Genomic DNA, 26,027 nt, shown 5'->3' with positions numbered 1-26,027 from the left:
GGCTCGCGATGAAACGGCAACAGTCCCTAGAGCTGAAAGCGCGAGATGTTCTCTCGCAATGTCACGCTGGTGCGTGCCAATCCTTCGCTTTCCTGCTGAGCGCTGCGGAAGGCTGCAGCGGATTGCTCGGCGCTTTCGCTGACGGTCACGATGCCCCGGCTGATCTGCTCGGCAACGGTACTCTGCTGCTCGGCGGCAGCGGCGATTTGGTGGTTCATGCCGTTGATCCGCTCGATCATGGTGACGATCGTGCTTACCGCGTCACCGGCCTCGGAAACGCCGGACACCGACTGCGCACTGGAGTGCTTGCAGCGTTGCATATGCTGCGAGGTCTCATCGGCAATTTTCTGCAGACTGGCGATCAGCCCCTCAATCTCTGAGGTGGCCTTCTGGGTACGTTGAGCCAGGCTGCGCACCTCGTCGGCTACCACCGCGAAGCCGCGTCCGGCCTCGCCAGCACGGGCAGCCTCGATGGCAGCGTTGAGCGCCAGCAGGTTGGTCTGGTCGGCCACCGACTTGATCACTTCAAGCACGCCGCCGATATTGCCGGTTTCATTCTTCAGCCGGCTCATGGCCATGTTGGACTGTTCGATTGTCTCAGCCAGTTCGCCGATCATGTTCACGGCATCTTTGGCCTTCTGCTGGCTGTACAGGGCCGCGCTATCGGCCTCGCTGGCGGCACTGGCGGCGGATTCGGCATTGCGCGCGACATCCTGCACGGTGGCGGCCATTTGGTGAACGGCGGTGACGATCTGCTCGACCTCGCACTGTGCCACGGCCACGCTTTCGGCGTTTCTCAGGCTCGACTGGCTAAGCTCCTGGCTGGATTCGGCCACGGTCTGTGAGGACAGGTTTATGCCCTTGGTCATGTCCCGCAGGTTCTCCTGCATGCTCAGCAAGGCGGCCATGATGCTGGCTTGTGGTGGCTCAATCGTGCGCTCGCTAGCGCGCAAATCGCCCTGGGCAACCCGTTGGGCGAGCTGGTTGAGTTCACTCGGTTCGGCACCCAGCGCGCGCAGCAGGTTGCGGCTGATGACGTAGCCCAGTACCGCCGCTAGCAAGACGGCCAGCGCCGTAATGGCGAGCAGCAGGTTGCGTTGTGACAGATAATTTGCGTCATTTTCGCTGACCTGCAGGTCTGCCTTCTGGTTGGTGTAGCGCAGGTATTCGCCAATTGCCCGGGTCAGCTCGGCCAGCAATGGTGTGCACTGCTCGCTGACCATGCGCATGGCCTCATCGTTTTCACCCTTGAACAGGTGTTCGGCAATGGTGTGCGCTACCGGTTTGTAGCGGCTCTCGACCTGCTCGATGGTTGAGAACAGCTCACGTGATCTGGGCGACACATCATCATGGGTATCAATTGCCTGGCGTAGCGCGGCGAGGCTGCTGGCCACCGTTTGTTCGTTAAGGGCAATCGCGCCCCGCTGCTGTCCTCTCGCAGTGACATTGCTGTTCAAGGCGATGTTACGCAGGGCAATCGCGCGCTGGGCGGCGGCGTCGTTCAGTGTGTTGGCCAGGCGGGTACGTGCATCAACGCCATTAACGTAGAGAAAAAAATCCTTATTGCTGTTAGCCAGGGCGTACAGCGAGATCGCGGCGATCAGTAACATAAACGCGACCAGGCTGGCATAGCCGGCATAGAGACTGGTGCGTGTAGAGAACCGGAGAGTGTGCGATGGCATGATGTACCTGCGTAATGAGAGGAGCAATTAAGGGACACCTGCAAGGGTATGTATTCGCCCCTGGTCCGCATCCTGCGCAGGTATTCTTTTGTTCATCGGCAACGAGTAGCGGCGTTGTTTCCTGGCCAGCGATACTTGTACAAGAATTTATTCCTGTACAACTCTTGTACAGATATATTTGGATGATGTCGTCATGACATCACTCAATCCCGATGAACGGTTAGCCACCTCCGGTTTCTGACAGGCGCAAGAAATAGAGGCCGGGCTGACTGTCGCCAACGTCAGCGATAGCTCGAAAGCGCTCCTTTCTCTGACAACATCGCCCTAGCCCGCGCTCAACCCCCGCAACACATCCAACACATGCTGCGTCGGCCGCTCGACGTCCCCACCACGGTGGGCAATACCGAGTTGACGCCACAATAAAGGCTGCAATGGCCGCATGACGATCCGGGTATCGGGCAATGGCGTGGAGGCTTCATGGGGCAACAACGTCGCACCGTAACCGGCCGCCACCAGGCTTTTGATCGCATCGTTGTAGTTCAGTTGAATACGCGGCGTGGGCCGGCGTCCATCACTGGCGAACCACTCCGAGGTCAAGCGCGAAAGCCGAGTAGTGTTGTCATTCAGAATCAATGGCTGAGCGGCCAGCCAACCAGGGCTCACAACCTCCGGGCATTCCCAGCGCGCTGGCAAGAAAGCCATGACCGGGTCCCGCCGCCATGGTTCGATCCGCAATGCCTTCACCGGGGTCTGTGGCAGCGCGACCAGGCCAATCTCCAAAGAGCCCTCGGCAAGCTTCTTCAAGGTTTCCTGCGACGTGAGTACCGCGACCTGCACATCAATAGCGGGATGGCGTTGGCTCAAGGTCTCCAACGCTTGCGGCAACAACTGCGCGATAGCCCCTGTGGAGGCACCCAGCCGCACGCGCCCGGCCAAGCCCTGCACCTGACGCTCCACATCCTCAAGCGCCTGCTCGGCATCCGCCAACAGCCGCCGCGCGCGGTCCACCAGGGTTCCTCCTATCGCCGTAGGCTGCACGCGCCCACGCGTGCGCGACAACAGCTTGCCGCCAACCCGCGACTCCAGGTCGGCGATATGCAAACTCACCGTGGGGGGGGCCAGGTGTAACGCACGGGCCGCCTCGGCAAACGAACCCAGGTCGGCAATGGCCACCAACGTGCGCAGACGGTCCAGGCTGATTTCGCGCATGATCACTCATCCTTCAGAAAAACTGAATCTCATCGTTTGGAAATTCAACTTTTCCTATCTTAACCCCGCGCTGAAGATTGGAACTCCTGATTTCCTATGTCCGAGAGCATTCCATGGCAAACCCCCTTGTATTCATCGACGGCGACCAAGGCACCACCGGGTTGCAAATCCATCAACGTCTACGCGACCGGACCGATCTGCGGCTCATCACGCTCAGCCCCGAACACCGCAAGGACCCGCAACGTCGCGCCGAAATCATCAACGCCTGCGACATCGCGATTCTCTGCTTGCCCGACCAAGCCGCACGCGACGCTGTAGCGAGCATCGAAAACCCCGCCGTTCGGGTGATCGATGCGAGTTCGGCGCACCGCACTCATCCAGACTGGACCTATGGTTTTGCGGAGATGAACTCGCAGCAGGCCCAACACATCGCCATGGCGCGGCGGGTCAGCAACCCCGGTTGCTATCCCACGGGAGCGATAGGGTTGCTGCGCCCATTGCTGGAGGCCGGGTTGCTGCCCAGGGACTTCCCGACGAACATTCATGCGGTGTCGGGCTATTCCGGAAAAGGCCGCGTCGGCGTGCAAGAGCATGAGGGAGAAGGCGCATCACAGGCGCCGTCGTTTCAGGTTTATGGCCTGGGGCTGGCACACAAACATATTCCGGAAATTCAGCAGCAAAGCGGCCTGACGGAACGGCCGATGTTTGTGCCGGCCTATGGGGCTTTTCGTCAGGGGATCGTGCTGACCATACCGTTGCAACTTCGGTTGTTGGCGCCGGGCGTGGATGCGCTGCGGTTGCATGCGTGCCTTATGCAGCACTACATCGGTGCGGAGCATGTACAGGTGATGTCGATGCAAGAGTCTAAAGAGTTGACGCACCTTGATCCTCAGGCGCTTAACGGGACGGACAGATTGCGCTTGGTGGTGTGTGAAAATGATGAGACGGGGCAGGTTTTGTTGGCTGCGGTGTTTGACAATCTCGGGAAGGGAGCCGCTGGAGCGGCGGTGCAGAATCTGGACTTGATGGTTGCAGGGAGCCGTTTGCAATCCAGTCGGGCTTGGGGTTAAACGGTCGTCCACGACAGGCAGCAATCGGCCATTAGCGGACCTAGAAGCTCCTGCAGTTAGACTGCTTTGGGCACGGTTAAAATGAAACAGGGACGGATCGGCCCATAGCTGCCGGTCAGCGGAGGCAGAATTCAGCCAATAGGTTGTGCGGACCGCCCTCGCTATTCAGGGCGAATCAGATGGGGAGGGTCACGTAAACTTCGATATCGAATCTGGCAGAGGTGGCCACGAGGATAAGGGGTCTGCAGGCGCTACAACAACTGAGGAGCTCAAGTTCGCGAGGCCAGTTTCGATCAAGAACAGCTGGTCCCGCGTGATTCGTAGATCAACGCTTTATGGCATCACACTTGTTACGCAAATTGCTATCTTGAATGTTGCCGCAGCTTTGGCCATTGACTTTGGCATTGCAGAAAGCACGTTGATCGTTGTCACTAATATTGCCGCAACTTTGACCGTTCATTTCCGCCGAGCAACTAGCCCGAAGGTCGTTGTCGTGGATATTACCGCAGCTTTGGCCATTGACTTTGGCATTGCAGTAAGCACGTTGATCGTTGTCACTAATATTGCCGCAACTTTGACCTTTCATTTCCGCCGAGCAACTAGCCCGAAGGTCGTTGTCGTGGATATTGCCGCAACTTTGACCATTGGTTTTGGCCTCGCAATACGCGCGTTGATCGCTGTCGCCGATGTTGCCGCAACCGGCATGAGCGTAGGTACTCAACATCAATAACAACGCAATGATAACTCTCATCACTCTCTCCATGTGTGTCAGGAAATAGCCTGACGCTGACTGATCAAAAATGATCTGTGAACGGCCCCGGGTTTCGTAGACGCTCTTGGTGTCCGTTTTTGGCCGGTAGAGGTCGCCCGTGAGCGGCAGCTATCAGCGAAACTCAGCCGTTCACTGCCTATTGCGGCCATTGCTCAAGCAATATCGAGACGAATTTTTCCGCCGCTGGCGAAAGTGATGATCCGCGGCGGTAGACCAAGCCCAAAGAGCGGTTCACAACCGGTTCGATCAACGGGACGCTGACCAGGGTGGGATGATCTTCCGCCGGCATGGACAGGCTCGGCATCGCCGAAACCCCCAGGCCGGCCTCCACCAGGCCCAGAGAAGTGGAGAGATGCTGCACTTCGTAGAACCATTGCGGCCGCCAACTCAACCCAGAAAGGGCATGATCGAGCAGCATGCGGTTCCCGCTCAGGCGCCCTACCCCAATAAGACGGTAATCGCTCAATTCAGACCAAGTGACCGCACTGCGCCCAGCCAATTCATGATCGCGCCGGCACGCCAGTACAAAAGGTTCGCTGACCAATGGCACGAACTCAATGTCCGGATGCTGCCCACTCATCATGTTGATACCGAAGTCGGCCTCCCCCCGCAGTACCGCTTCAAGCCCCTCATTGGCACTCAAATCCAGCAGACGGATGCGGATTTTTGGGTAGCGCTCGTTGTACAGCCGAATGACTGAAGGCAAGAAATAGAATGCGGCAGTTGGGATACACGCCAGGGTAACCCGGCCAATCTGGCGCTCGGCCAGTTCACGGATATTGAGAATCGACTCATCGAAGTCATCCAGCAACCGACGCGCCTTTGGAAGAAAGTCACGGCCGACGCTCGTGAGGCTGACCTTGCGTGTGGTGCGATCCAGTAAAGAGGTGCCCAACCCCTCCTCCAGCTTTTTTATCCGCCGACTGAGTGCAGGTTGAGACAGATGCAAGGCATCAGCTGCTTCGTGAAAACTGCCAAGTTCGGCAATTTTCACGAAAGATCGAATGTCGTTCAGCTCATAGTCCATGTCTTATCTCATCAGCAGAAGGCACCAGAAGAAAACCCAGCGTAAATTTATCATTCGCAAAACGCAATAATCTCTTCAATATTTGCATTTGATAGATTTTTTAAAGCTTGAGACTCTTGCCCCAAGAACATCAATTGCGTCGATTGATTAACAAGAGTCAGCATCATGCAAAGAATTCCCTGTGTGCTTATGCGCGGTGGCACCTCTAAAGGCCCGGTTTTTCTTGACTGGGACTTACCGGCAGCCATTGAGGCCCGTGACGAACTGCTGCTCAACCTGATGGGCTCCGGCCACGAGCTGGAGATCGACGGAATCGGCGGTGGAAGCCCGCAAACCAGCAAGGTGGCGATTGTCAGCCCTTCGCTGCACCCGGACGCAGACGTTGACTACCTGTTCGTTCAAGTGATGGTTTCGCAACGCCGGGTCGACAGCGCGCCCAACTGCGGCAACATGCTGTGCGCAGTCGGCCCGTTCGCCATCGAACAGGGCCTGGTCAAAGGCACACCGGGCCGCACCCGTGTGCGCATTCGCAACGTAAACACAGGGACCTTTATCAACGCTGACGTGTACACACCGGATGCCAAGGTCAGTTACGAGGGCGACACCGCCATCGATGGTGTGCCGGGTACGGCAGCGCCGGTGCAACTGACGTTCCTCGATGCGGCTGGCAGCAAGACCGGCAAGCTTTTCCCTACCGGCAATAAGCAAGACGTGATCGACGGCATTGCAGTGACCTGCATCGATATGGCCATGCCCATGGTGCTGATCGAGGCCAGTCAACTGGGCAAGCGTGGCGATGAAAGCCCGGCAGAACTGGACGCCGATAAAGACTTCCTGCGGCGCCTTGAGTCATTGCGGCTTAAGGCAGGCCTGGCCATGGGCCTGGGTGATGTCAGCGACAAAGTGATTCCAAAGCCGGTGCTGGTTTCGCCCGCCAAAGCCGGCGGTACGATCCAGGTTCGCTATTTCATGCCACATAACTGCCACCGCGCCCTGGCCATTACCGGCTCGATTGGGTTGGCCACCGCATGCGTGATAGAGGGCAGCATCGTCGCGCAGATGCTCGGCGGGATCAGTACGCCGCGCCTTGAAGCGGTGCGTATCGAACATCCGAGCGGCGGGATTGATGTCGTATTGTCCTACACCGGCGTCAACGATGAGACAATTCAAGCGTCCGTCGTACGCACTGCGCGCAGGCTTTTCTCTGGTTATGTCTACGCCACAAACGCTCAACGCCTGGCCGGGTAATTCCGGTGGTCGTTGGCGCTTTTGCATCCGCACAATTCTAAAAATGGGTGATGCCATGAAAGTTGTTAAATCGCTCTACTTCCAGATTCTCTGCGCCGTGGTGCTGGGCATCATGGTTGGGCATTTCTGGGCTCAGCAGGCCATCGCGCTCAAACCACTGGGTGATGCGTTCATCAAGCTCATCAAAATGATGATTGCTCCCGTGGTGTTCTGCACCATCGTCACCGGCATCGCCGGGATGAGCGACAAACGCTCGCTCGGCCGCCTGCTCAGCAAAACCATGCTGCTGTTTTTCGGCCTCACGGTGATCAGCCTGGTGATCGGCCTGGTGGCGGTGTACGTGTTCCAGCCAGGTGCCGGCATGAACATCGATCCCAGCCAACTGAGCACCAAAGGCCTGGCCCAGTACACGGAGTCGGCCGCGAAGCTTGGGGTTGTGGAGTTTTTCATGCACATCATCCCGGACACTTTTATCGGTGCCTTCAGTAAAGGGGAAGTGCTGCCGGTGCTGTTTATCGCGGTGTTGTCCGGCTTCGCCCTGTCATCCCTGGGCGAGCGTGGCAAGCCAGTACTCGACGTGCTCGAATCGGCTTCGCAGATGGTGTTCAAGATCTTCGCTTACCTGATGCGTTTTGCTCCGATCGGCGCCTTTGGCGCCTTGGCGTTCACCGTCGGCCAGTACGGCATCACTTCGCTGGGTTCTCTGGCGAAACTGATCATGACCTTGTACATCGCCTGCGGCTTCTTCGTGTTCGTCGTATTGGGCAGTATCTGTCGGGCCAACGGTTTCAGCCTGTGGAAACTGCTGCGCTACTTGCGCGAGGAGTTTCTGGTGGTACTCGGCACCTCTTCCACAGAACCCGTCATGCCGCGCATGTTGGAGAAACTCGAAGCACTGGGTTGCAAAAAAGGCGTCGTGGGCCTGGTACTGCCCACAGGCTACTCGTTCAACTTGGACGGCACGGCCATTTACCTGTCATTGGCGGCGATTTTCATTGCCCAGGCCTGCAACATTGACCTGAGCTTTACGCAAATCATCACCATGCTGGCGATCATGCTGCTGTCCTCCAAAGGCGCGGCTGGCGTGACCGGCAGCGGGTTCGTGGCACTGGCCTCGACCCTGACGGTCATTCACGACATCCCGTTGGCCGGCCTGGCGTTGCTGATCGGCGTTGACCGCTTCATGTCTGAAGCGCGGGCCCTGACCAGCCTGGCCAGTAACGCGGTCGCGACCGTGGTGATTTCGATGTCTGAAAATGCCTGCCACCGCGAAACGCTGACGCGGATGCTCGACGCAAAACCCGATGAGGCAACAGCCTGGGAAGACCTGAAGGTCGCCAAACGCGTCTAGCGCAAACCGCAAACACCTGACTTGACTGCCCCCCTCCCCGCCAGGCGCCATTGTGCCGCCCGGCGGGTCAGGGCTCGTGCGCCTCGGCGTCAGCCATTCTTACGATAACAACAAGAGAATCGTCCTATGCTCGCTTTCCTTGGCTTGGCCATGGTGGTCGTATTCACCTTCCTCATCATGACCAAGCGCTTGTCGCCAATCGTCGCGCTCACCGTGGTGCCTATCGTCTTCGCCGTGATTGGCGGTTTCGGCGGCACCACCGGCAAAATGATGCTCGACGGCCTGAAAATGGTTGCACCGTCTGCCGCGTTGCTGCTGTTTGCCATCCTGTTCTTTGGCCTGATGATCGACGCGGGGTTGTTCGACCCGCTGATCCGCAAGATCCTCAAGCGCGTCAATGGCGACCCGATGAAAATCGCGGTGGGCACGGCCCTGCTGTCCTTGCTGGTCGCGCTCGACGGCGACGGCACCACCACCTACATGATTACCTGCGCGGCGATGTTGCCGCTGTATAAACGCATCGGCATGAACCCGATGATCCTGGCGACCATCGCCATGCTGTCGTTGAGCATCATGAGCGGCATGACCCCTTGGGGCGGCCCCGCGACACGGGCCATCGCCGCGCTGGGCCTGGATGCCGGGGAATACTTCGTGCCCTTGCTGCCGACCATGATCGGCGGCGCCATGTGGGTGGTCTTCACCGCCTTCCTACTGGGGCGAGCCGAGCGCAAGCGTATCGGCAACGTGCAACTGCAAAGCGGCGGCGGCGATTGCTACATCAACGCGATTCTTGAGGACACCCCTCACAAGCGTCCGAAGCTGGCCTACGTCAACCTGGTGCTGGTGATTGCGGTGATGGTCGCCCTGGTGCTGGGCCTGATGCATTCGGCGATCCTGTTCCTGATCGGCTTTGTGCTCGCGCTGATGATCAACTACCCGCAATTGGACATTCAGAAAGAACGCATCCTGGCGCACTCGGGCAATGCCATGACGGTGGTGCTGCTGGTATTTGCCGCAGGGATCTTTGCCGGGATTTTTTCCGGCACCAAGATGGTCGACGCCCTGGCGCAGACCTTGGTCGACTGGATCCCACCCTCCTGGGGCCACCTGTTCCCGCTGGTGGTTGCGATCACCAGCATGCCGCTGACCTTCGTGCTGTCCAACGACGCCTACTACTTTGGCGTGGTACCGATCCTGGCCAATGCCGCCGCGGCATACGGTATCGACCCGGTGGAAATCGCGCGGGCCTCGATTCTCGGGCAACCGGTGCACCTGATGAGCCCGCTGGTCGCCTCGACCCTGCTGCTGGTGGGCATGGTCGACCGTGACATCGGCGACTTCCAGAAAGCCACCGTCAAATGGGCGGTGCTGACCTCCCTGGTCGTTACCGCCCTGGCCTTGCTGACTGGGGCCATCAGCCTGTTTACCTGAATCATCTTCCTGCTGCCTTTCAACGCGCCTCGCTCACGGGGCGCGTGTTGCCCTGCACCCCGAATAACAACAACGAGACGTTTGCCATGAACCCTATGTATACCCGTCGGGCCCTTTTTTGCGCGTTCGGCCTGGTCCCCCTCGCCGGTGCCAATGCCGAAGGCTTTATTGACGACAGCAAACTCAAGCTGCAACTGCGCAATGTGTATTTCAACGAGAACTTTCGCGATGAGCACGGCATGAGCGCACGCGCCGCAAGAACGGCCAAAAGCGAGCGCACCGAGTGGGCCCAGGGATTCCTGCTGGACTATCAGTCCGGGTTCACCGCCGGCACCCTCGGCCTAGGCATGGATGCCCTGGGGCTCTATGGCGTGAAACTCGACTCAGGCCGCGGGCGCAGCGGCACGGGGCTGCTGCCGGTTCACGATGACGGCCGCGCAGCCGGTGAATTTGCCAGTGCCGGTGCCACCGCAAAAGCCAGGTTCGCCAAAACCACCGTCAAGTACGGCACCTTGCTGCCAAAGACGCCGGTGCTGATTTACAACGACGCACGCTTGTTGCCCCAGACCTACCAGGGCACCCAGGTCAGCAGCAACGACATCGAGAACCTGACCATCACCGGTGGGCACCTGGACCGTTTCAAATTACGCGACTCCAGCGACAGCGTACCGATCGTGCCGGATGGCTACAGCGGCGAAAAATCAGGGGATTTCAACTACGCCGGTGCTGAATACAAATGGGGCAAGAACACCCGGCTGAGCTATTTCTACGGTGAACTGGAAAACTTTTACCGACAGAATTTCGCCGGCATCCAGCACGACCTGCCGTTGGCCGGAGGCGTGCTGACCGGCGACCTGCGTTACTTCAACAGCGTTGATGGCGGCTCGGCCTACGCCGGCAAAATCGACAATGACATGCTCAGCGGCCAATTGTCCTACGCGATCGCAGGCCATACGTTCGGCGGCGGCTACCAGACCCTGCGCGGCGATGCCGGTTTGCCTTACATCAGCGGCGCCACCGTGTACTCGTTCAGCAACGCCGGTATCGGAAAGTTCATCGAGGAAGATGAGAACACCTGGATGCTCAACTACGGCTACAACTTCGCCGCCGCTGGCGTGCCGGGCCTGACCTTCTCCACGCGCTACCTGAGCGGCAATGACGGCAAGTCCACGAGCACGGTCAAGGAATGGGAGCGTGACGCCGAGCTGGCCTATGTTGTGCAAACCGGCACGTTCAAGGGCCTGGGCATGCGCATGCGCAACTACGTCTACCGCTCCGAGTTCTCCCGGGGCCGTGACAGCAACCGCCTCTACTTCACCTACGACATCGCACTCTGGTAGGTCGTTGGGCATTCGTCTTTGCCAAAAACGGAGCTTCCCGACCGGCCACAAGCATTTTGTCGCCTGTGGCTGCGGAAACCGTCGTAGTTACGGTGCTACGTCAGTGCCGGACAGCTGGGTGATCAGTGCCACCGTAAGGTAAAGCCTCGGAGCAATGCTCGACAGCTCGATGTATTCGTCATCGGCGTGCAATCCGGCACCGACGACACCCATCGTCTCCAGCACAGCCGGTTTCGCGCTCCCTGGCATATATGCGTAGCCCGCATCGGTGCCAAAGCGCATGGCGATAGGCTCAATATTGCGGCCTATTTTTTTGTAAAGCGCTTGTGCGGCTTTCGCCAGTTGTTCGGAGCCCGGATTCTTGGCCAGCGGTGGGCGCCCCTTTTCCAGGCGCAATGTCACTTCAGTGCCATCGATGAGTTTATTCGCAGTGATGCGTTGGGCGTCGGCGAGTACGCGGTCAGTTTCACTCAGATCGGCGTAACGCATATCTGCCTCGGCCGAGGCGCTGGAAGGAATGATGTTGCGTTTCTCTCCGCCTTTTATCAACGTCCAGTTGACCGTGGTGCCTTTGGCCGGATCGCCAAGGTCCTTGAGTTGCAACATCTGGTGCGCGAGTTCCATGGCCGCGTTGTGCCCGGCTTCAGGGGCAGAACCAGCATGCGAAGACTTGCCCTTCACGTCGAGAAACACGCCGTTTATGCCGTTGGTAGCGACGGTTACCGCGTCCCTGTCCGGTGGCTCGTACGAGAACACATAGTCCTGCTGACGAGCGAGCTCGGCGATGATTTTTTTCGAACCCGCAGAGCCGGTTTCTTCATCGGGATTGAACAGCACTGTTAGGGTACCGAAATCCTTGAACTTCTGATCCTGCAGTATCTGCAATGAATGCAGAATCATCGCGACGCCACCTTTGGCGTCAGCAACACCGGGACCATAGGCGCGCTCGCCGTCGAGCTTGAACGGGCGTTTCGCCGCTGTACCTGGCCCGAACACCGTGTCGTAGTGGACCATCAGCAGAAAGTTCTTGCTGCCAGTGCCTTTGAGCGTGCCCACGATGTTGTCGCCTGCGGAGGGGGTCGCAGGTGTCGTGGTGACTTCAGCACCCAACCCCTTGAGCCGCTCAACTAACATCGCGCTGACGGTTTTCAGGCCGAGCCCATGGCCGGTTCCGGTATCAATGTCCACCAGCTCTTTGACGGTGGCAAGATAGGATTTTTGTTCGGCCTCGGCTTTTTTCAGCAACTGGGGGGCCAAATCCGTAGCAAACGCGGTACAGGATAAGAATGAACACGCGAGCGCGGCGGCGATGGATGAACGTCGGATAAGCATGCTGTCTCCTTCAGATCATTGCTAATTGAAGCCCCATCTTTACCCCATAAATTTCGTCAACGCCACCTATCGCTGCGGGCGTTCACGCAGGCAATGCTGGTTACCAGCAATAGTTTCTCTATGAATGCCAACACAGAATTGACCCATGTGCTGACGCAAGACTAACCCACCTCCCTATCGGTACAAATCCATTAAGGGCAATGTTTTTCGAGGCGTTAGACCGGGTCAGCAGTATCTCGGCAACTGGGTCAATTCGACTTCGGTGCCAACACGAAGTCGACTTTTTCAACAGAATCGGCCAAGAGCCGACAGTAACCGAATCGTTGCGAGCAGCCCATCGACTGCTCAAGGTCGCACGCTCGCTTACGGACCTTGAACAAACCGACGGGATCAGACACAAACACTTGGCCGAGGGGCTGCAATATCGGCCGACAATGCTCCAGCCGGTCTCACCCCTTGCTCAGATCAACCAACGGCGTCTGCCGCACCTCAGTCTCCCGCCCATCCTGAATCGCCCTCACCTGCTTCAAGGCCTTGTCCACCGCCACCTTATCCGCCAACAAGCTGTAGCTGATGCGGAACTGCTTGTGTTCCTTGGGCCCAATTGTCGGTACCAGGTTCAGTGGCCGCTGATAACGGCGGTTGTAGGAAAAACTTGTCCCCGGCTCCAGCCCCGTGACATAGCCCTGGCCTTGGGTATCGGTGTTTTTCCACAGGGAAAACACGGGCAGTGTCTGGGTGTTGAAGCCGACCGAAACGCCCAGGCTGCCGGCCTTGTTGTGCAACACGGTCAACGTGTCGCCCTTGGCATCGGCATACGGCACCACGTTGTAAACCGTTTCGTCGTAGCCCCTGGTCGGTGCGCGGTAGGTTTGCCAGTCGGGCAGATCGCCCTTGGCCTTGTCGTTGAACGGCGACACCTGTTTCACCGGCGCGGCAAAACGGGCGCCCTGCTCCAGGAACGGGGTGCTGAAGTTGCTGTGATACAGCGCCTGGTATTCCTTCGGATAGTCGCCGTTGTTGGTCAGGGTGTCGTTGAGGGTGAACACGACGCTGCCGGGTTCGGTGACCAGTTCGGTCGCGACCGAGAAGTCGACCTTCTTGAACGCCTGCTCTTTCAGTTCGCCGCGTAGGGTGATGGCGTACGGTGGCTTTTCGTCGATATGCAGGGTGACTTTGCTCGCAGGAATGTTGGCGGCCCGACCGTGCAGGGTCAGCAGTTCGCCGTTGTCGATGCCTGGGTGGCCGACCCATTCGTATCCGCAGCGGGTGACCAGCTCATTGAAACCTTCCAACCAGCCCAGACCACCGCGGCCATTGAGCTCGATGAAGGACGGATTGACCACTTCCTTGACCGGCGAATCCCAGCCCATGCGCACATTGCCGACCGAGGCCTGCAAGACGTTCATTCCGCGAGTCGGCACTACCGAGAGTTTCATCGTGCCGTTATCGATGTCGACGATGCTGACGCCCTCCTGCCGACCGCCGTGCAAGGTGCGCAGGGTAACGCTGAAGGGTTTGTCGGTTTTTAGTCCGAGTTGCTGACTGGTGATCTGCCAGTTCTGGGCAGCTTTGTCGGTGTCGAGCAGAACGTAATCCCAAGCCACGGCGTGGGAGGCAGCGGACAGTGCGCTGAGGGCAACAAAGAGTTTGAGCGGGGTCATGGCGGCAGCCTTTCTTGGAGTTGTGCCATTTTTATAAACTTGATGAAACGCTTCAGCAAGCTAAAAATCGACCCAACGCCGACGAAGTTGGCAATGCAGCGGCCAGTGCAGTTTGAGATCACTGAGCAAACACGGTTAGCTCTCGTGGCCTGCATACCTCAGCCCCTCTATCCACTCTTCAATACACTCGTATCGGCAAAGGCTGGGTGAAAGCCATAGGCCTTGATATAGATCCGTCCCCTTTTTCTTTTTTGCGGCGTTGTGAAAACGTCTGCTCAGGCCTGGCTGATATCCAGCAATCGAGGCATGGCAATCGCCAGATAATCCTGCGTATCGAGCACCATCGACGCATCCAGCCGCCCCGCGTTGAAGGCTATTTCAGCGTAGCCTGTGGTCAAGGCCGGATCGACGATCAATTGAATCCGCTCATCGAAAACAAAAGGAGGGATGGCGCCGATCCGGCACCCGGTCAGTTCCATGGCGGTTTCAGCCTTCACCAGCTCGGCTTTTTTGCCGCCCAGGGCCGCTCCGACTTTCTTCATGTCCAGCTTCTGGTCGCCCGGCAGTATCACCAGTGCATAGGGTCCGGCCTGCCCCTTGAGGGAGCAAAGCATGGCCTTCGCGCCCTGGCCGGGCTCGGTGCCACGGATTTCTGCGACGCGCGCCGACTGGCCCTCAGCATCGTGCATCAACACCCGGTAGGAGGCTGAGCGGGCATCGAGTAGTGCCACGAGGCGATCGAACATGGGATGCATGTAGTTTTCCTCTGGTTTACAGGAGCAGGTCGTAGGACAGTTTGCTGATCAGAATCACCAGCAACACCAGGAATAGAGCCCGGACAAATGGCACACCTTTATGAACCGCCAGCCAGGTGCCAGTGAGCGCGCCCAGAATATTGAATGCCGCCATGGGGATTGCGATCAGGTAGAGCACGTTACCCGTCGGAATGAAGAACATCAGTGCCGCTACGTTGGTCGCGATGTTCACTAGCTTGGCCGATGCCGAGGCATGAAGAAAGTCGAAGGCGAAGCAGCGGATAAACAGGAAGATCAGGAAGCTGCCAGTGCCGGGACCGAACAGACCATCGTAGAAACCGATGGCACCGCCGATGACGATCGCCAGCAGTTTTTCCTTGGTACCGATACGCATGGGTTTATGCAAGGCGCCGAAATCTTTTTTCCAGAAGGTGTAGATCGCCATCAGTACAATCAACACCAGCACCGCCGGCCGGATCATCGACTGGGGCACGAACGACACTGTGGCGGCTCCGAAGAAGGCCATGACAAAAGCCGCGCAGGCCGCGGGGATCACAAGCCCCCAGTCAATCACCACCTTGCGCACGAAGGACCGAGCCGCGAATGCCGTGCCGCAGGCGGCCGCAACCTTGTTGGTACCCAGCAGCGCCGCCGGTTGAGCGCTGGGTAGCACGTTGAACAGCGCGGGAATCTGGATCAGTCCGCCGCCGCCCACCGCCGCATCGATCAGGCCGGCGGCGAAGGCGAACACGCAAAGAATGACAATATCGACCATGAAATCAGGCTCTGACTATGTAGGGTTGATGAGGGTCCAGCGGCACCACGCGTGCCGGATCATTGACCCCGAAGACACGTAACATCCAGCGATCACGGCCGTCGTAACGGGGTGTAAAACCATCCCGGGCATGCAGGGTTTGCTGGTTCTTGAAGATCAGCATGTCCCCTGGTTGCAGCAGTATGTGGTGCACGACATCGGGATGATTGGCAGCGGCGGCGAACAGCTGGAGGGCAAACTGCGCATTGGCGCAGGTCGTTTCGACACTCGCTTTGTTGTAGCGGCAATACAGGCCATCGTTTGCGCTTCTGTACAGCAAGGGGACGTTTTCCAGCACATTCCCCTGCTTGCCGAAGGAGGCCGGTCGGCGAACGGTGAAGTTCGGTCGTGACAATTCTTCTTCGACGCAGGCCGGCAGAATGGCCAGCACCTCGTCAATTGCGACGATGCGCGTCGGCACGTCGAGCTCGCAGCGCAGGCCGGTCAGGGACAGGTACTCCGGACAGGCCGACAACTGCGAGACGGGTTCGCAGGTCAAAGGCAAGTGAGGGTTGTCGACATGCATGTCCAGATCCGCGCGCGAGCCATAGGAACTCTTTTCGGTCTCTCGCTTATGCTTGGGCGATACGTGACGGAACACCGTGTCGTTGCTCTCACCGTCGTACGCCAGCGGACAGGTTTGCAGAGTTTGCAGCACGGACAAAATAGCCCCGGCCAGCGTCGGCACGTTCTCGATACCCGGCTCCAGGTCATAGGGCGTGGCGGGCAGTTGCGGGTCCAGCGGCAGCCCCCTGATGATCATCGCCACTTCAGGGGCCTGTGGAAAATTGCGCAGCTGCTGGATTTTCTCGGTGCACAGGACACTTTCCAGCAACAGCCCCAGGACCGGCATGTGGCGGATACCCGAGGCGCTATCGGTCACGTCCAGCGATGCCAGACCGGCCTGAAGTGTGCGTTGTTCTTCGAGCGACAGATGAATTTGCGGTATCTCCCGTCGGGTCGACGTCACTGAATTTTTTTCCTGCCATTCATGAATTACTTCATCAACACCCGCTGCGGCTTTCCCGATTACTTCTTCCAGCTTCGACACGTCCTTGCGCTCCTGTTTGCCCCATCCTTGTGGGTTGAACGGGAAGGTTAACGGAAGGACCTTTTTTGTGTTGCAATGCCACGTTGTGAAAAATGCAATGAGGTGGAGAGTGGCATTGAATATGTTGGGGGAACTTGAAGCCTTCGCGACCGTGGCTCGCAAGCGCAGCTTCGTCGCCGCGGCACGGACTCTGGGGCGCTCCCCCAGCGCACTGACCCGTGCCGTTCAAGCCCTGGAGGAAAGTGTGGGGCTCAAGTTGTTCCATCGCTCGTCCAACGCCGTGACCTTGACCGAAGCGGGTGAATGCTTATTGCCCCACGCGCACAAAATGCTCGATCTGCAACGTGAGGTGGATGAAGACCTGGCCGGTCTCAGCGGCCTGGCCTCCGGCTGGATCCGTTTTACCGCCCCCGAGGTTCTCGGGCACGGAGTATTGCCCCGGTTGATCGCGCAATACTGTGAGCGTTATCCGGACGTTAACATCGATGTGATTTTCACCGATGAGATCATCGACCCGGCCAAGAGCAAGCTGGACTTCTCGATTCGCGGTGCGTTCCCACAATCCAGCGACTTGATCGGCTTTGCGCTCTGGAGTTACTCACGTTATCTGTATGCCAGCCCCGACTACCTGGAGCGCAACGGCATGCCCGACTCCATCGAGGCACTGGAGTCGCATTCGCTGATCCTGCATACGGCGCCACGGATTCTCAAGGAGTGGAATTTTCGCAGTGAGGAGCAGGCCATCAGCTTTCGGGTGCATCCAAAATTTCGTTTCAGCTCCGGTCTGGCGGTATTCCAGGCAGCCCTGGCGGGCGTCGGGATCGCCCGCTTGGCAGATTGGATGGCGGAGCCCGAAGTGGATGCGGGACGCCTGTTTCGGGTTTGTCCTGAGTACAAGCTCACCTCCAGCAGCGGTGAGAGCCCACAGATGCACGCGGTATACCCGGCCGGAAATTTGCCAATGCGGGTGAAGGCCTTGATGGAGATGATCCGCGGCTTAGGTGAAAGCCTCGAATGTAAACGCGGCTCAGCACTAATATGAGGTTACGGGGCGTTCAGCCGTGTCCGCTCCCTCTGCAGTTGATCAGACCTGACACGCTGAACCCCACCCTCGGCTACCGCCAACGAGCATCGACAAGATGCTACGCCGAGGATTTTGTATTAGATCTTTATTGGCGCGATGGCGACTATCGACGCCAGCGATGGGTGAAACGCAGGAAAATGCCTGCTCCCATATCGGCGCAGTCCCTGACGGAGCGCAATCCCCCAAACAGCAATGCCCCCTGTGGGAGCGAGCCCGCTCGCGATGGCGTGGTGTCAGCCGACATCAATGGAAGCGCTGGCCTCATAGCGAGCACACTGGATTTTTGATGTTTAACGGAAGACATCATGAGCGCTTGGCCGATTGTTGCCTGTCACGAACGGCTGCAATCGGCCGATTGTGTTGAAAAAGTCGGTCCTTCCAGGCTGCGCATGTACTGACTGCTGAAAATGCCTTTTTTGCGCGCAGCTACGCGAAATCTGAGCCCGGAACCCTCTGCTCAAAGTAAAGATTTCAATCTCAAACGCGTACTTTTCTGCCGTGGAAACCATGGCCGACTTTTTCAACAGAATCGGCCAAAAGCAGTCGTTCAGGTTTAAAGTGCTTTCTGTAAAGATATGTTGATATCAGTAAATACAACTTTTTCGTGAGAATGCTACTACGGAATTCTGGAGGGCAATAAATTGGCCCTCCAGGAAAGTTTTATTAATTTCCGACGCGAACGGCCAAGCCTGTACGGTAATGCTTTTTTCTAATTTTCCGTATCTTGCCCGCCAAAAATATTGGCTCTGCTTTCCGACGTGCGGCCATCGCTGTAGCGAGTATCTTGTCCGCCGAAAATATTGGCTCTGCTTTCCGACGTGGTGCCATCGCTATTGCGGGTATCTTGCCCACCAAAAATATTAGCTCTGCTTTCCGACGTGGTGCCATCGCTATTGCGGGTATCTTGCCCACCGAAAATATTGGCTCTGCTTTCCGACGTGCGACCATCGCTGTAACGGGTATCTTGCCCACCGAAAATATTGGCTCTGCTGGAAGAGGTTGTTCCATCATCGTACCGGCAATCGTAACCGTCAAAGATATTTTCTCTGCAACTGTCGGCATAGGCTTGATACAGGGGTGAAACTAAGAGAATCGAACTAAGAAGAACAACCTTAAGTTTCATGAAGGCTCCGTTCGAGAGAACTCGATATCACATGCAGAGTTATTAAGCCGCGCAACCACACACGAGGGCTTTATTGATTGGCATTCAGGGAAGTGTATGAATATCTTGGTTTCTCGAACTCCATGATCAAGTCTGGGGGACAGAGACTCTTTGCATACCTGAGCGAATCAATAAAGGTAGCAACCTGCCACTATCTATACAGACTTAGCAACTCACACTAAGTTCTGGCTATAAAAATTTATTTTTTATCAAGCGCCGCCGGGGTGCCCCCTGCGCCCCACCTCCCCCCTCCCCCGGAAAGCTGATCTGCCACCACCGCCTAGATCCGATGATGTTCCAGCAAAAAGTCCACAAACAACCGCACCCGCGCAGGCATTGCCGATCCGCCTACGAACACCGCATGAATCGGTTCCCGGTCGCCGGGGTTCCAGGCTTGCAGCAGTGGTATCAGGTCGCCGCGCTGCAGATCCTCGTTTACGGTGAACTCGCCGATACGCGCAATGCCGGCACCGACTCGCGCAAGTTGTGCCAGCGCTTCACCGCTGCTGCATTCGATGTTGCCGCTGACCTTCAGGGAAAATTCTTTCCCGTCGCGGATGAACGGCCAGTTGGGCTCGGCACGCCGGAAGTTGAAACCCAGGCAGTTGTGCCGGAGCAGGTCTTCCGGTTCCTGGGGGGTGCCGTGGCGCTCTAGATACTCGGGCGATGCCACCACGACCTCACCGGTGTCGCCGAGCCTGCGTGCGGTCAGCGGGCTGTCGGGCAGATGGCCAAAGCGTATTGCTACGTCGGCTTGGCCGCCAAGAATGTCGACCACTTCGTCGCCAAGGTTGAGGTCGACGACGATGTTCGGGTACTGCGCGCTGAATGCCGCCACCAAGGGAACGATGGTCTGCCGCCCATGGCCAAGGGCGGCGCTGACCCGTAATCGGCCCCTCGGCACGCCCTGGTCGGCGATGGCCTCTTCCATCTCGTTCATGTCCGCCAGGATACGTCGGGCACCGCGCAGGAACGCCTCGCCCTCGGCGGTGAAGATGATCGCGCGAGTGGTGCGCAACAGCAGCCGGGTGCCAAGGCGTAGTTCGGTACGCGCGATGATCCGGCTGACCGCCGAGGGTGTCAGCCCCAATGCACGGGCGGCCGCCGAGAGGCTGCCCTCCTGCGCCACGCTGGCGAACACAAGCATTTCACCGGATCTGCCGTTGAAGTCCATTTGTGCCTCTTAAGCAAAGGTGATTGCCAAAAATGCTATCTACCGCCTCAGAAGGCTGGATCGTAGCATTGGCGGCATAGATAAGGAGCCTTTCATGCGTATCAATCCACCCCTCGTTGCACTCGCCATGGGTGCCTTTGGCATTGGCGTTACCGAGTTCGCCCCCATGGGCATGTTGCCGAGCATCGCGGCGGACCTCGGCGTTTCGATTCCTGCTGCGGGCCTGTTGGTGAGCGCTTACGCCCTGGGCGTACTGCTCGGCGCGCCACTGATGACCCTGACCACCGGCAGGATTCCCCGGCGCTACCTGCTGATAGGGCTTATGGCGATTTTCACCCTGGGCAATCTGATGTCAGCCCTGGCGACCGATTACTACAGCCTCATGGTCGCCAGGGTGGTGACCTCACTGAACCACGGCGCGTTTTTTGGCGTGGGCTCCATCGTCGCCGCCAGCGTGGTCGCCCCAGAGAAACGTGCCGGCGCGGTGGCTGCAATGTTTATGGGCCTCACCCTGGCGACCATCGGCGGTGTGCCGCTGGCTGCCTGGTTTGGCGAACTGTTCGGTTGGCGCACCGCGTTCTGGGGCATTACCGGCCTCGGCGTGGTGGCCATGGCCGCGTTGTGGTTCGCCCTGCCCAACCTGAAGGCGCCGCCAAGCGTCGGAGTAATGGCCGAAATTCGCGTACTGGGCCGTGGCCCGGTGCTGGGTGCGTTGGCCCTCACCGTCGTCGGCTCGGGTGCCATGTTTACCGTCTTCACCTACATCGCGCCGATCCTCAGCAGCGAGACCCACGCATCCACCGCCTACATCACCGCGATGCTGGTGCTGTTCGGCGTGGGGCTGACACTGGGCAACATGTGGGGTGGCAAGGCTGCCGACCGCTCGATAGATCGCACCCTGATCGTATCGTTGAGCATGCTGATTGCCGTCTTGCTGGCGTTCACCGTACTGATGCGCTGGCCGTTGCCAGCTGCCGTGGCCATCCTGATATGGGGCATCGCCAGCTTCGCCCTGGTACCGCCGCTGCAGATGCGCGTGATGGAAGCCGCCAAGGACGCCCCCAACCTGGCCTCGGCGGTGAACATCGGCGCCTTCAACTTCGGCAACGCGATTGGTGCGGCACTGGGCGGCGCGGTGATCAACGCCGGGTTGGGTTATCCGGCGATTTCCCTGGCTGGAGCCGCAATGGCGGGCCTGGGATTGTTGATGGTGCTGGGGTTTGCTTGGCGGTCGAGGGCGGTGGCGGCAGCGGTGGCGTGAGAAGGATGTGAGCCACTGACCGAGACGCTCATGTGGGGCCTGAGTACCTTCGACCAGTTGAACTGTCGGATCTTGTTCAAGGACTCCGTTGTGGTGACCTCGGCCGACGGCATCGCGCAGATAGCCGTGACGCCTACGAACACGCGGTTGCGCAAACACACGTCGCACGATCACAAAGACACAAAAAAGCCCACTTTGTGGGCTTTTTCGTACGCAGGGTAAAAGTGCTAATTACTTGTTCCGCATTAGCACATACGCTTAACCGCCGTTGCGGTCATGATGAAGAATAAAGTTGTTGTCCTGGATACGCACCTTCGATGGCACACGATCTGCTACCGGCGTTTGCGAGTAAGTCTGCGCGGCACTCAACAGTTGGCGGGTCAGGCTGTCGTCGGGTTGCGTCGGAGTGGTAACGACACATTCCTTTTCAGAGAGTTGTACGGAGAGGTTTTTGTCTGCGGTGAAGCCGCTGCGCATGAAGCCCATGTCCTGGAGGTCGTTGATGCCGAACCGCTTGGCCGCTTCTGCAGAGCCGGCGAATGAGGGGGCGGTCTTCAGGCAGATGTCGACGAAGGCTTCGATGGCCTTGGAGGTAACAGGCGTCGATACGGTTTGCGTTGCAGTGGTGCAGCTGGCGAGAACTAACAAGCTGGACAAGGCAAGTGTGCGGAACAAAGTATTGGACATGAAACGGGGATCCTTCCATTTGAAATTCGGAGTGCGGCGTGGGCTGAGCGGCGTCGGAACGGACCGCCTGCGAATGGTAAATTAAAAGGGAGTACTGGGTTTACGACTTTGTGAACCCCGGCGCTTGCTGGCAGTGCGCTCGCGACGTGAACCGGTGTGCACCTGGGCCAGCCTGATGACGTTCGGCAAATTCGCTTAGCAACAGATTGCATAACCGCGACAGGCAAGAGGCTCTCGATTTCGCTAAATGCTGACTGGCCGCCATGGGGCAGCAGTCAGCCTAAGCGGACACGTAGGATGCCATCCCTAGGCGCCGCTACCCGTCAAAGACGGTGGATTTTAATCTGGAGTCCTTCATCCTCGTCCGGGGCCCGAAAGTAGCTAGTGATCAGATCGAACTCAGCATCTGTCGCCGCAAACTCATGGTCGGCGCGGCGGTTGCGGATATGCAACCTGCCTCGACAGGTCTCATCGTCCACCTCAAGGTAGTGGACACAATGGGCAACCCCGGCTGAGTCAGCGAGGCCGCGCAACCATTGTCGATCTTCAGGGGTGTTGGCGGGAAAATCCAAGACCACCGTCACGCCAGTATTCAGCACATCGACGACGAGCGGGCCCACCACCTCTCTAATCTGGCGCGACAGGCGCACGTAATCGGTTACTGACTTGATCTGATTAGGGTAAAGCCGTGACAGCCAATGATCCTCACTCAGCAGAATCGCCGACTGTTCGGCTGCCAAACTTTTGGCCAGCGTTGATTTGCCGGATGCAATCTTGCCTGAGATCAGATGAAGCACGGGTTTGGGCATAGGGGACGTCTCCTTGTCGAACCCTGATGATGCTCATACAAAAGCGTCGAAGCAACCACAGATACCTCACTTCGGGTCGAATCGGCTAGTCGCCAGCATCGGCCAGAGTGCCGTATTCGGTGCGGCGAAGATGCACTGCGCTTATCTCTTGGCCATCCGTTACAGGTCGGCAAATACAGGATGCCGTCGACGGGCTGAACCACACACCGTCGGTCATGTGAACGTGTGTTGGATATACGCTTACTTTTTTTGAGCGCACATATCAGGTTTTCAGGTGCAGCACAAATGCACCGCCCAGTACCAGAACAACGCCCAGCACCTGCACCTTTCCCAGTCGTTCCTTGAAAAACACATAACCCAAAATTGCCGCGATACCGCCCGACAATGTGCTGATTACTGTCACCACCGAAACTGATCCCGACACCGCTCCATAAGCGAACGCCGAAAAACCACCTAGGTTCATCAGGCTCACGCCCGTTAGCGCCATGCAGTTTTTTAAGGGCGGAAATTTCAACCCTTCCTTGATCTTCAAAACCATAACGAACATTACAATCAGCCCGACCAGATAGGCCAGCCAAAGCATGGTCACTGGTCCGAGGACGGGGAGAACGAAATGCCCCTGCAACCAAAAACTGGTGCCGAAGAACACAGCCGCCAGTAATGCAAAGGAAATTGAACTACTGGCCTGCGTAGTGTGTGGCACTTTCGAGTCAGAGTGAATGCTGGAGAGAATTACTCCGAGCACGCACAAGGCGATGCACAGCAACTGGATTAGACTGATCTGCTCACCGCCAGCCCATGACAGCAATGTCGTAACCACACCGTAGGACGTCACCAGCGGCGCAACGATAGAAGCTTTGCCAAGTGCGAACGCTTTGGACAGGGCCAAGGCGCCGAACACAGTCAAAACGGCAGCGGCGATGCCGATGAGCCAAATATCGAATGGTGCTGCCATGGATTTAAGAATGAAGGTCGGGAAAACGATCAGCAGCATGCTCATGATGGCAAAACCCATCGTCTGACCGAAAAACACGGCGCGTTTGACGCCGACTGCGCGAGCGTTTAGGCCCACTAAAAAATCTGTACCGCCCCAGAGTAAGGCAGCCAGCAACCCCATCAGTACATCCACGTTTTGTCCTTATAGATGCTCGCTTTGCACATCGAGAGTCCTTCAGACTCCTAAGTGTTCCTGCGTTGGGCCCTCATGGCCTTGTAGAGTAGGCCGATGGTCATCGGGATATTGGCCCTACTTTTGAGCAACAGATCATAGCCTTCAGGTTGTAAGTAGCGATAGGTATCGTAGCCCCCCCCAAAAATCGAATGCAAACATTTCTACCAATCCTTTCATCAAATACCTCGCCTCGGCCCCGTCGGAGACCACTTCGAAGATCGAGGCTTTGTTGTTCTCTACACCGCTTCAACCACTTTGTGACATGGCCACCTGCAACGCATCACTGAACTTGGCGGGATGCTTGATATTTGGCGTTGTTAGCGGTGTGCGCCCAATGGCGATGACCGTCACCTGTCGGCTTTCGGGATTTAGGAATTGCTGGCGCAAAGATGCGTGGGGTTTACAGAGGCCGCAAGAAAAAACCGTCCAACAATCTGGTGGTAAGCTTAATTGACCGCGCCGGCGCTGGAGATAGTAAATCTAAACTAGCGCGCGACTTTGAAATCAGTCGCCAGACACTTTATCGGTACTTGAGATCCACTCAGGGGACTCCTCAGTCACATCCCGAATCGGCACCCACTTAGTGATTTTTAGAATTCGCCAGTATGTGTTCTTTGGTGTCTTGGTCGATGATAGTGCGCAGCGCCTCAAACAGCGGCGCGGCATCTGTGTATTTTTTGCCATAGGCAAGATTGAATTCGTAATCGAAGCCCGTTGGGTTCTTGCCTTGGTTGTGCTGCAGCATCGTCTCCAACTTATCCAGCGCCTTGACGGCTACGGCCTCTGGCGACGAAGCATTTTCATAGTCATCCCAAAGCGCCAGTATCTCGGCCTTTAACGGTTCATCCAGGGCACTGGTCAAGAGCAGGAGATCGTTTCTCTCTTGCTCGCTCTTGTTGGGAAACGCATCTTGATTAATGGCGGGAACATCTCCGTTAATGGCCTCCCCCAAGTCGTGGATAACACACATCTTGAGCATTTTCAGCCGATCGAGATCAGTCAGGTAGTCCCCAAAGACAATGGCCATCAGGCAAAGGCGCCAGCTATGCTCCGCCGTGCTTTCGGTGCGCCCGCAAGAGGTGTGCGCGCTTCTAAGCACGTCTTTGAGCTTTTCCGCCTCGCGTAGAAATTCGAGGCGCCCTTTGATTTTTTCGATGTCCATGAAAACCTCTGATTCAGTCGGCGAACCGAATACCGCTCACCTTGTTCACGCCAGACTAAATCTCAAGATGTTCAGCGTCCACGCATAAAATATGCAGGGCGATGCCGTCAGAGCGACTCGACCAAGCGCGCTGTTGTTCCGTCGCACAGGGGCATACGCGTCCAACGACACAGGCTTTGGCTAATCGGAACGATGGACGAATTGTTGTGGCCCGTCAGAAACTCCAGCGCGGGTGGCGCAAACGCTTCCCGCCAACCCAATTTATCCAGGGCGAGCTCGGTGCTGATGATATTGGGCGTAGCGAAGCGCCATAGCGAGCGACCCAGCAGTTCACTGACCGGACTCGTGAACTGGGCGGCGCGCGAAGGAGAACAAGCAAGTAGACGGTGCGTCAAATCACACATGAGATGAACAGGACGCGAGCTTTCCCGCACCATTCGTCCCAGCGCTTGATCCGCCGCGGTGGTGAGACGAGCGGCCAGCAATTGCTCAAGCTTTTTGTGCGCGAGAGGATCCAACTCGAGTACGCCACTCTCCCAGCGAGAGATAGTCGATTGAGTGACGTTAAACAGCTCCGCGGCATGGGATTGTTTGACCCGGTGTAACAGGCGCCATCGCCTGAGCATAACGCCGGGTAAGACAGGACTTAGCAACATGTCAGACATTTGGTATTACGGAAAAGTGGAAGGTCTCGCAAGTTTGCTCTGTGCGAGACCTGCATGCAAATGGGCTAAAGAGTGATCGTTTCACCTCGAAAACAGCCGCTCTGCA

General features: G+C 57.7%; 22 protein-coding genes and 4 pseudogenes. 10 read left to right on the top strand and 16 right to left on the bottom strand.

Features of this window, described 5'->3' with window-relative positions:
• Positions 1-26: 26 nt before the first annotated feature.
• On the bottom strand, positions 27-1,682 hold the full coding sequence (locus HBO24_RS00455) for a methyl-accepting chemotaxis protein (protein ID WP_170059102.1): 1,656 nt from the start codon (positions 1,680-1,682) through the stop codon (positions 27-29).
• A 324-nt stretch (positions 1,683-2,006) separates the two neighbouring features.
• Positions 2,007-2,891, bottom strand: coding sequence for a LysR family transcriptional regulator (locus HBO24_RS00450; RefSeq protein WP_170059101.1), 885 nt, complete (start codon positions 2,889-2,891; stop codon positions 2,007-2,009).
• Positions 2,892-3,004: 113 nt separating this feature from the next.
• Here HBO24_RS00450 and argC point away from each other — a divergent pair, with 113 nt between their 5' ends.
• Positions 3,005-3,961 carry an N-acetyl-gamma-glutamyl-phosphate reductase gene (gene argC, locus HBO24_RS00445; RefSeq protein ID WP_170059100.1) on the top strand — a complete coding sequence of 319 codons (957 nt, stop codon included), beginning with the start codon at positions 3,005-3,007 and terminating at the stop codon, positions 3,959-3,961.
• 325 nt (positions 3,962-4,286) lie between these two features.
• On the opposite strand, the gene HBO24_RS29430 is transcribed toward argC, so the two are convergent.
• Positions 4,287-4,712, bottom strand: a complete 426-nt coding sequence (locus HBO24_RS29430) for a hypothetical protein (RefSeq protein WP_057959715.1) — start codon at positions 4,710-4,712, stop codon at positions 4,287-4,289.
• Between the two features lie 157 nt (positions 4,713-4,869).
• Complete coding sequence (locus tag HBO24_RS00435; protein WP_057438424.1) at positions 4,870-5,760, bottom strand: LysR family transcriptional regulator; 891 nt, start codon at positions 5,758-5,760, stop codon at positions 4,870-4,872.
• A gap of 165 nt (positions 5,761-5,925) precedes the next feature.
• On the opposite strand from HBO24_RS00435, the gene HBO24_RS00430 reads away from it, so the two are divergent.
• From HBO24_RS00430 to HBO24_RS00415, 4 genes are all read left to right on the top strand, one after another.
• Positions 5,926-7,008, top strand: coding sequence for a 4-oxalomesaconate tautomerase (locus HBO24_RS00430; RefSeq protein ID WP_120733013.1), 1,083 nt, complete (start codon positions 5,926-5,928; stop codon positions 7,006-7,008).
• A gap of 43 nt (positions 7,009-7,051) precedes the next feature.
• Positions 7,052-8,359 carry a dicarboxylate/amino acid:cation symporter gene (locus tag HBO24_RS00425; RefSeq protein ID WP_057438422.1) on the top strand — a complete coding sequence of 436 codons (1,308 nt, stop codon included), beginning with the start codon at positions 7,052-7,054 and terminating at the stop codon, positions 8,357-8,359.
• Positions 8,360-8,485: 126 nt separating this feature from the next.
• On the top strand, positions 8,486-9,790 hold the full coding sequence (locus HBO24_RS00420; protein ID WP_057959717.1) for a citrate:proton symporter: 1,305 nt from the start codon (positions 8,486-8,488) through the stop codon (positions 9,788-9,790).
• Positions 9,791-9,876: 86 nt separating this feature from the next.
• A complete protein-coding gene (locus HBO24_RS00415) occupies positions 9,877-11,130 on the top strand; it encodes an OprD family porin (RefSeq protein ID WP_170059098.1) in 1,254 nt (417 codons plus the stop codon).
• 87 nt (positions 11,131-11,217) lie between these two features.
• Here the strand turns inward: HBO24_RS00415 and HBO24_RS00410 are convergent, their stop codons facing one another.
• Positions 11,218-12,462, bottom strand: a complete 1,245-nt coding sequence (locus HBO24_RS00410; RefSeq protein ID WP_170059097.1) for a M20/M25/M40 family metallo-hydrolase — start codon at positions 12,460-12,462, stop codon at positions 11,218-11,220.
• A 320-nt stretch (positions 12,463-12,782) separates the two neighbouring features.
• Between HBO24_RS00410 and HBO24_RS00405 the strand changes: the two are divergent.
• Positions 12,783-12,902, top strand: a pseudogene (locus tag HBO24_RS00405) (hypothetical protein); the annotation flags it as partial.
• 9 nt (positions 12,903-12,911) lie between these two features.
• Here HBO24_RS00405 and HBO24_RS00400 read toward each other — a convergent pair.
• Positions 12,912-14,126, bottom strand: coding sequence for an aldose 1-epimerase family protein (locus tag HBO24_RS00400; protein WP_170059096.1), 1,215 nt, complete (start codon positions 14,124-14,126; stop codon positions 12,912-12,914).
• A 99-nt stretch (positions 14,127-14,225) separates the two neighbouring features.
• Between HBO24_RS00400 and HBO24_RS29810 the strand changes: the two are divergent.
• Positions 14,226-14,353, top strand: a pseudogene (locus HBO24_RS29810) (integrase); the annotation flags it as partial.
• A gap of 48 nt (positions 14,354-14,401) precedes the next feature.
• Here the strand turns inward: HBO24_RS29810 and HBO24_RS00395 are convergent.
• From HBO24_RS00395 to HBO24_RS00385, 3 genes are read right to left on the bottom strand one after another with little or no spacing between them, the layout of a single operon-like run.
• Positions 14,402-14,881 carry a YbaK/prolyl-tRNA synthetase associated domain-containing protein gene (locus HBO24_RS00395; protein ID WP_016964635.1) on the bottom strand — a complete coding sequence of 160 codons (480 nt, stop codon included), beginning with the start codon at positions 14,879-14,881 and terminating at the stop codon, positions 14,402-14,404.
• Positions 14,882-14,897: 16 nt separating this feature from the next.
• Positions 14,898-15,656, bottom strand: coding sequence for a TSUP family transporter (locus tag HBO24_RS00390; protein ID WP_032859412.1), 759 nt, complete (start codon positions 15,654-15,656; stop codon positions 14,898-14,900).
• 4 nt (positions 15,657-15,660) lie between these two features.
• Positions 15,661-16,746, bottom strand: a complete 1,086-nt coding sequence (locus HBO24_RS00385) for a TauD/TfdA family dioxygenase (protein WP_057438416.1) — start codon at positions 16,744-16,746, stop codon at positions 15,661-15,663.
• A gap of 109 nt (positions 16,747-16,855) precedes the next feature.
• On the opposite strand from HBO24_RS00385, the gene HBO24_RS00380 reads away from it, so the two are divergent.
• Positions 16,856-17,788 (top strand): LysR family transcriptional regulator, encoded by a 933-nt coding sequence (locus HBO24_RS00380; protein ID WP_057438415.1) that lies wholly within the window; start codon positions 16,856-16,858, stop codon positions 17,786-17,788.
• 751 nt (positions 17,789-18,539) lie between these two features.
• On the opposite strand, the gene HBO24_RS00375 is transcribed toward HBO24_RS00380, so the two are convergent.
• Both HBO24_RS00375 and HBO24_RS00370 read right to left on the bottom strand, forming a co-directional pair.
• The gene (locus HBO24_RS00375) at positions 18,540-18,953 is read right to left on the bottom strand and encodes a hypothetical protein (protein WP_170059095.1); all 414 of its coding nucleotides are present in this window, start codon (positions 18,951-18,953) and stop codon (positions 18,540-18,542) included.
• Positions 18,954-19,272: 319 nt separating this feature from the next.
• Entirely contained in the window at positions 19,273-20,166 is an 894-nt protein-coding gene (locus HBO24_RS00370; RefSeq protein WP_057438414.1) for a LysR substrate-binding domain-containing protein, read from the bottom strand.
• 94 nt (positions 20,167-20,260) lie between these two features.
• On the opposite strand from HBO24_RS00370, the gene HBO24_RS00365 reads away from it, so the two are divergent.
• Entirely contained in the window at positions 20,261-21,427 is a 1,167-nt protein-coding gene (locus HBO24_RS00365) for an MFS transporter (RefSeq protein WP_170059094.1), read from the top strand.
• Positions 21,428-21,685: 258 nt separating this feature from the next.
• On the opposite strand, the gene HBO24_RS00360 is transcribed toward HBO24_RS00365, so the two are convergent.
• From HBO24_RS00360 to HBO24_RS00350, 3 genes and pseudogenes are all read right to left on the bottom strand, one after another.
• Entirely contained in the window at positions 21,686-22,114 is a 429-nt protein-coding gene (locus HBO24_RS00360; protein ID WP_170059093.1) for a hypothetical protein, read from the bottom strand.
• 323 nt (positions 22,115-22,437) lie between these two features.
• Positions 22,438-22,926 (bottom strand): annotated as a pseudogene (locus HBO24_RS00355) (ATP-binding protein); the annotation flags it as partial.
• 259 nt (positions 22,927-23,185) lie between these two features.
• On the bottom strand, positions 23,186-24,040 hold the full coding sequence (locus tag HBO24_RS00350; protein ID WP_128593695.1) for an EamA family transporter: 855 nt from the start codon (positions 24,038-24,040) through the stop codon (positions 23,186-23,188).
• A gap of 425 nt (positions 24,041-24,465) precedes the next feature.
• On the opposite strand from HBO24_RS00350, the pseudogene HBO24_RS00345 reads away from it, so the two are divergent.
• A pseudogene (locus HBO24_RS00345) lies at positions 24,466-24,678 on the top strand (helix-turn-helix domain-containing protein); the annotation flags it as partial.
• Here the strand turns inward: HBO24_RS00345 and HBO24_RS00340 are convergent.
• On the bottom strand, positions 24,675-25,256 hold the full coding sequence (locus HBO24_RS00340) for an HD domain-containing protein (RefSeq protein WP_057438408.1): 582 nt from the start codon (positions 25,254-25,256) through the stop codon (positions 24,675-24,677). The pseudogene HBO24_RS00345 and the gene HBO24_RS00340 overlap by 4 nt on opposite strands.
• 107 nt (positions 25,257-25,363) lie before the next feature.
• Positions 25,364-25,921 carry a helix-turn-helix transcriptional regulator gene (locus tag HBO24_RS00335; RefSeq protein WP_143110355.1) on the bottom strand — a complete coding sequence of 186 codons (558 nt, stop codon included), beginning with the start codon at positions 25,919-25,921 and terminating at the stop codon, positions 25,364-25,366.
• Between the last annotated feature and the right edge of the window lie 106 nt (positions 25,922-26,027).

Source organism: Pseudomonas sp. WS 5410 (assembly GCF_012985645.1).
Taxonomy (GTDB): domain Bacteria; phylum Pseudomonadota; class Gammaproteobacteria; order Pseudomonadales; family Pseudomonadaceae; genus Aquipseudomonas; species Aquipseudomonas shahriarae.
The sequence above is the reverse complement of the archived record's forward strand: the minus strand, read 5'-3'. Positions and strand labels throughout refer to the sequence as shown.